This is a genomic window from Lentilactobacillus dabitei (assembly GCF_019061365.1).
Lineage (GTDB): Bacteria > Bacillota > Bacilli > Lactobacillales > Lactobacillaceae > Lentilactobacillus > Lentilactobacillus dabitei.
Genome location: NZ_JAHPPD010000089.1, coordinates 1 through 4,501, shown reverse-complemented (window position 1 = coordinate 4,501; position 4,501 = coordinate 1). Strand labels below are relative to the sequence as shown.

Annotated in this window: 6 protein-coding genes; 5 read left to right on the top strand and 1 reads right to left on the bottom strand. The window is 42.5% G+C overall.

The features are described 5' to 3' along the window. Nucleotides 1–325: 325 nt before the first annotated feature. The 5 genes from KTE19_RS11360 to KTE19_RS11340 all read left to right on the top strand — a co-directional run bounded on the left by KTE19_RS11360 (nucleotide 326) and on the right by KTE19_RS11340 (nucleotide 4,255). Entirely contained in the window at nucleotides 326–799 is a 474-nt protein-coding gene (locus KTE19_RS11360; RefSeq protein ID WP_217164426.1) for a DUF1836 domain-containing protein, read from the top strand. A 9-nt stretch (nucleotides 800–808) separates the two neighbouring features. Continuing rightward, nucleotides 809–1,492, top strand: coding sequence for a type 1 glutamine amidotransferase (locus KTE19_RS11355; RefSeq protein WP_217164428.1), 684 nt, complete (start codon nucleotides 809–811; stop codon nucleotides 1,490–1,492). Between the two features lie 134 nt (nucleotides 1,493–1,626). Continuing rightward, on the top strand, nucleotides 1,627–2,007 hold the full coding sequence (locus KTE19_RS11350) for a signal peptide protein, YSIRK family (RefSeq protein ID WP_217164431.1): 381 nt from the start codon (nucleotides 1,627–1,629) through the stop codon (nucleotides 2,005–2,007). Between the two features lie 171 nt (nucleotides 2,008–2,178). Further along, a complete protein-coding gene (locus tag KTE19_RS11345) occupies nucleotides 2,179–2,922 on the top strand; it encodes a DUF975 family protein (RefSeq protein WP_217342315.1) in 744 nt (247 codons plus the stop codon). Nucleotides 2,923–3,232: 310 nt separating this feature from the next. Beyond that, nucleotides 3,233–4,255, top strand: a complete 1,023-nt coding sequence (locus KTE19_RS11340) for a sugar kinase (RefSeq protein WP_217342314.1) — start codon at nucleotides 3,233–3,235, stop codon at nucleotides 4,253–4,255. 124 nt (nucleotides 4,256–4,379) lie between these two features. Here KTE19_RS11340 and KTE19_RS11335 read toward each other — a convergent pair. Further along, a partial coding sequence (locus KTE19_RS11335) for a transposase (RefSeq protein ID WP_217342318.1) occupies nucleotides 4,380–4,501 on the bottom strand: 122 nt, incomplete at its 5' end.

The window sequence follows — 4,501 nt, the reverse complement described above, 5'->3', positions numbered from 1 at the left end:
CATAAGTCTCCGCCAACAGGAATCCCGGTTTTGGGGATTTTTGTTGGTGGTGCTTATGTGCAGACTTTTGCTTTGTGCAGCGGTCCTAAATAAGTGAGCGGAGCAAAGAAGTCGGAGTGTAAGTCTCCTTTGAGAGAAATTCCGGGTTTGGAAATTTTTTTCAAAGGTGCTTACATGCAGACTTCTGCTTTACACAGCTATCCTAAAACCATCATAAGATATAATGGTCGTCTAGTCAAGATAATGTAGATATCAAATCTACGTTCTTTATTTTCAAGCCTCAATATGTCATAATAGCAATATTCAAATCAAAGGAGCTGCTTAAATGCTCAAACAAACGATTGGCCACAAGTTATCACAAATTTCATTGCCATTATACGCTGAACTGCCGTCAATTGACCTCTACATGGATCAGGTAATCGACCAGATAAATCAGTATCTGACCCCACTCACAAACACGACCATCACCAAATCAATGATCAATAGTTATGTCAAGAAAGGGTTGGTTGACCGCCCGATAAAAAAACGATATTCACGTGATCATATTGCAACAATTCTAGTGGTCAGCATTCTCAAGCAAATCCTATCATTGAACACGGTTGCCGATGCAATCAAAATTGCGTTGACGCTAAACCCAATCCCGCAAGCCTATGATCAGTTCATCAAAGTTTTCAACGATGAGCTTAAGAACCTGGACCACGACCACGCTTCTGCCAAACAATATCAATCAATTGCCATTCAATCTCTTCTATATAAACTAATCGTCGAAGATTTAATCCGTCATAGTGTCGAGAAATGAGGTAACCAAATGAAAATAACCATCATTCAACATGTCCCATTTGAAGTTCCCGGCTTAATTGATCAATGGATTACCGAGAACCAGCATGAGCGCGAACTGGTCCCACTATTTGAGAATGGCTATCAGTTACCAACCGCAGATACAATCAGTTTTCTCGTTGTGCTGGGTGGCCCGATGAGCGCCAATGATCATTTACCGTGGATTCAAGCAGAACGCCAGCTCATTAAGGAAGTGGTGACGGCAGGCAAACCAATGTTAGGCGTTTGCTTAGGCGGCCAACAATTGGCTAAAGCATTCGGCAGTAAGGTGATTCCCACCCCTAAAGAAGTTGGCTTCGGCCCAGTTTCAACCAGCCAACTTGCCCAACGTTTATTTGCTGCAAATCATGCCTATCAAGTTCTTCACTGGCATGGTGAAGGCTTTGAAGTTCCCGCCAATGCCAGCGGCCTCTTCTCTAGTCAGGACTGGGCAAATCAAGGATTTCAGCTTGGATCTGGAATTGGGTTGCAATTTCATCTTGAATCAACCCCAGCGACCCTGAGCGAATTGGTTGCGGCGGATCAGGACTTTATTTCGGGATCAAGATTTCACGAAACCCCCAATCAAATTTTAAATACGCAATTTGATCCCACGTGCCGAACCTTACTGTTTCAAATTTTGAATAATCTATCAACATTTTGTCATGTTAATTAGTAATTCAATGCATAGTTGATTAATATCATCGCGAATATATTACATCAAGATTGCAAAAGGCTAATTCTTTGACATTGATTTGTAATATTGTATACTCAAACTGGTTCTATAGATAGACAAAGGGGGAGAAAGTTATGAGTAAATTTGCAACGGTTGTCGCAAGTGCCATCTTGGCAGCACCTTTTATTGGCGTTGCGCCAATGACTGCTAGTGCGGCTAAAACAAAGAGTTATAAATTTGCCATTACATCATCAAAATTCTTCAAAAAAGCCGCAACCTATCACACTAAGGACAATTCAGTAACTGTCTACAAGGGTGCGATTGGCGCCGACACACCAAACGTTATCTTTACGGTAAAAGGCAAGATCAAACCAAGCACGACCTTCAAAGTTGACAAAACAATAAAAGCTAAGAGCTTTGCAACCAAGAAGACCAGCTCATTCTCTTATGTAAAGGGTCAAGGCTGGGTTAAGAGTGCATTGATCACTAAAGGCGCGTTTGAAAGAGCGGACTAATTTATTAGGCGAAATTAAGTCGTTAACGATTCGTTATTAATTTTATGATGGCAATCGTCTTAAAGCGACTTAATCCGCCTCATCAAAACACAATTTACAATGAAGGTGCGATGTTCATTCCGGGCATCACACCTTTTCATTTACATATTATATAGATAGGAGTTGGTCAAAATGGACAGGCCTGCATTAAAAAAGGATGCCAAAAGTATTTTAAATAGCCATTTTTCATTTTATTTTCTACTGTGGTTACCAATCTTTATTCTGGAAGCCGTTGGGGGGATCATGTATGTCCCCGATATGGAACGGAGTGATCCGTTTACGATTACCGTCAATATTGGATTTTTCCTCACCCTACTTGCTTCAATCATGACAATCGGTGTGTTCTTCATCAGCATCGACGCGATTCGACAAACCTTAACCTATGAGAATCCGCTGCAAAAGTCATTCACCATCTTCTCTCGAGGAGAATACTTCTTAGGCACAATCTTACTGTATATTTTAATTAGCATTTTCACATTTCTGTGGACCTTATTATTGGTCATTCCAGGAATTATCAAGGCCTTCTCATATTCGCAAGCCTATTATATTTACCGGGACGCGATTGATCATGGTGAGCAAATTGGCTATCTTGACGCGATTACCCGGAGTCGCCAATTGATGGACGGTCATAAATGGGAATACTTCGTGATGATCCTGAGCTTCATTGGCTGGGGCTTGGTGGTTCTCATCACATTTGGAATTGCAGCTATCTGGGTTCAGCCTTACTATACGTTGAGCTTTGCGAACTTCTACAACGAACTGGCCGATCAGCAAACTGTTCAGCCAGCCACTTCGGTTATCGATGCGCCACAACAATCAATTGACTCGTCAGACAGTTCATCAAGCGATGATGCCTCTGACGATTCTAAACAGTAATCTGATTTGTTTTATTTAAGACTGGGAGTAGGCGTTTTGATCCCAGAATTTAACGGAAAGGACCAATTATTCCTGATTTTGGAATAGTTGGTCCTTTCCGTTAAATGGCAGGGATCAGCCGTTTGGCGCAGCTTTTATCAATATAAGATGGGAAAGCCAAGTTGTATTTATAAATATCTTATCGACTAATATCTCAACCCCTTTTTATATTCCCACCACCTATCTAAAACATGGTCCCAAAAGACGATTGTGGTACGATAATGGCAATAAGGATTTCATCACATCAGACTAACAGATTGGGGATATTCACATGCAGGTCACAACGTTCGGGGAAATCATGCTCAGATTAACAACTCCTGGTAATGATAAATTGATGCAGTCAACTCATTTCGATGCAAATTACGGCGGCGCTGAAGCCAACGTTGCCGTTTCATTGGCCCAGCTGGGCGATCAGGTTGCCTATGTGACCAAGCTCCCAGAAAACGACTTAGGCAGCGGCGCGGCTGCAGCAGTTGCCAAATTTGGTGTCGATATAACCAAAATTCTTCGTGGCGGCAGTCGCTTGGGGATTTACTTTCTCCAACGTGGTAACGGCATCCGTCCCAGCGAAGTCATTTACGATCGCGCCGATAGCGCCTTTGCGGCATCCAAAGCCAGCGATTACGATTGGAACACACTACTGGCAAAGACCAGCTATTTTTATATTTCGGGCATCACCCCGGCACTCTCAGAAGAATTACAAACCACTTTATTGGCCGCCATCAAGGTTTGTAAACAACACCAAATCCCCGTGGTTTACGACGCTAACTACCGCGGCAAGCTCTGGTCATCTGCGGATGCCATCGCCTTTAACGAACAAATCATGCCCTACGTTAATATTTGTCTCGTCCATGATGAAGATATTTTTGATGCATTTGGCATTGAGACTGCCTTTAATGGCGACCGCAGCAGCGTCATCGACCAAAAAAAGTCATTTGAAGACAGCATGAGCTTAATTACCGATATGTATCCAAGTGTTCACACGGTTGGTAGTATTGTGCGCAATATTTACTCCGTTCAACATGGCAAATGGGCATCGTTGATGTTACGGGATGGCCAGTTTTACGAAAGTCCTGCTTATGACATCAACGTTAACGCCGAAGTGGCCAGCGGCGATGCGTTTGGTGCTGGCATGATTCATGGCTTCTTGCATCAATTCACGCCCCAGGATCAATTAAATTACGCTATGGCAGCCGCGGTTCTAAAACTAACAATCCCCGGCGATTTTAATTTGGCAACTGATCAAGAAATTAGAGCCATCATGGCAGCCAACGGGAACAATATGAATCGCTAATTTTCGAAAGCCTTACCATTACTGATTGTTTAGGCATTTAAGAATTTTTTAATGAAAGGATTCGCAGAAATCTCCTGATTTTAACCAGGTAGATGAATGCACAAACTAACACCAAAAGGTGTTATCAGCGTTGATTATCGATATAGTGTTCAACAACTTCCCTGCTCATGTAGTAGCTGCGTGACCATAAATGGCCACCCCAAAACTTTTGGGCTTTTACTTCCGGGTGCTTCTCAAAGAATAGGC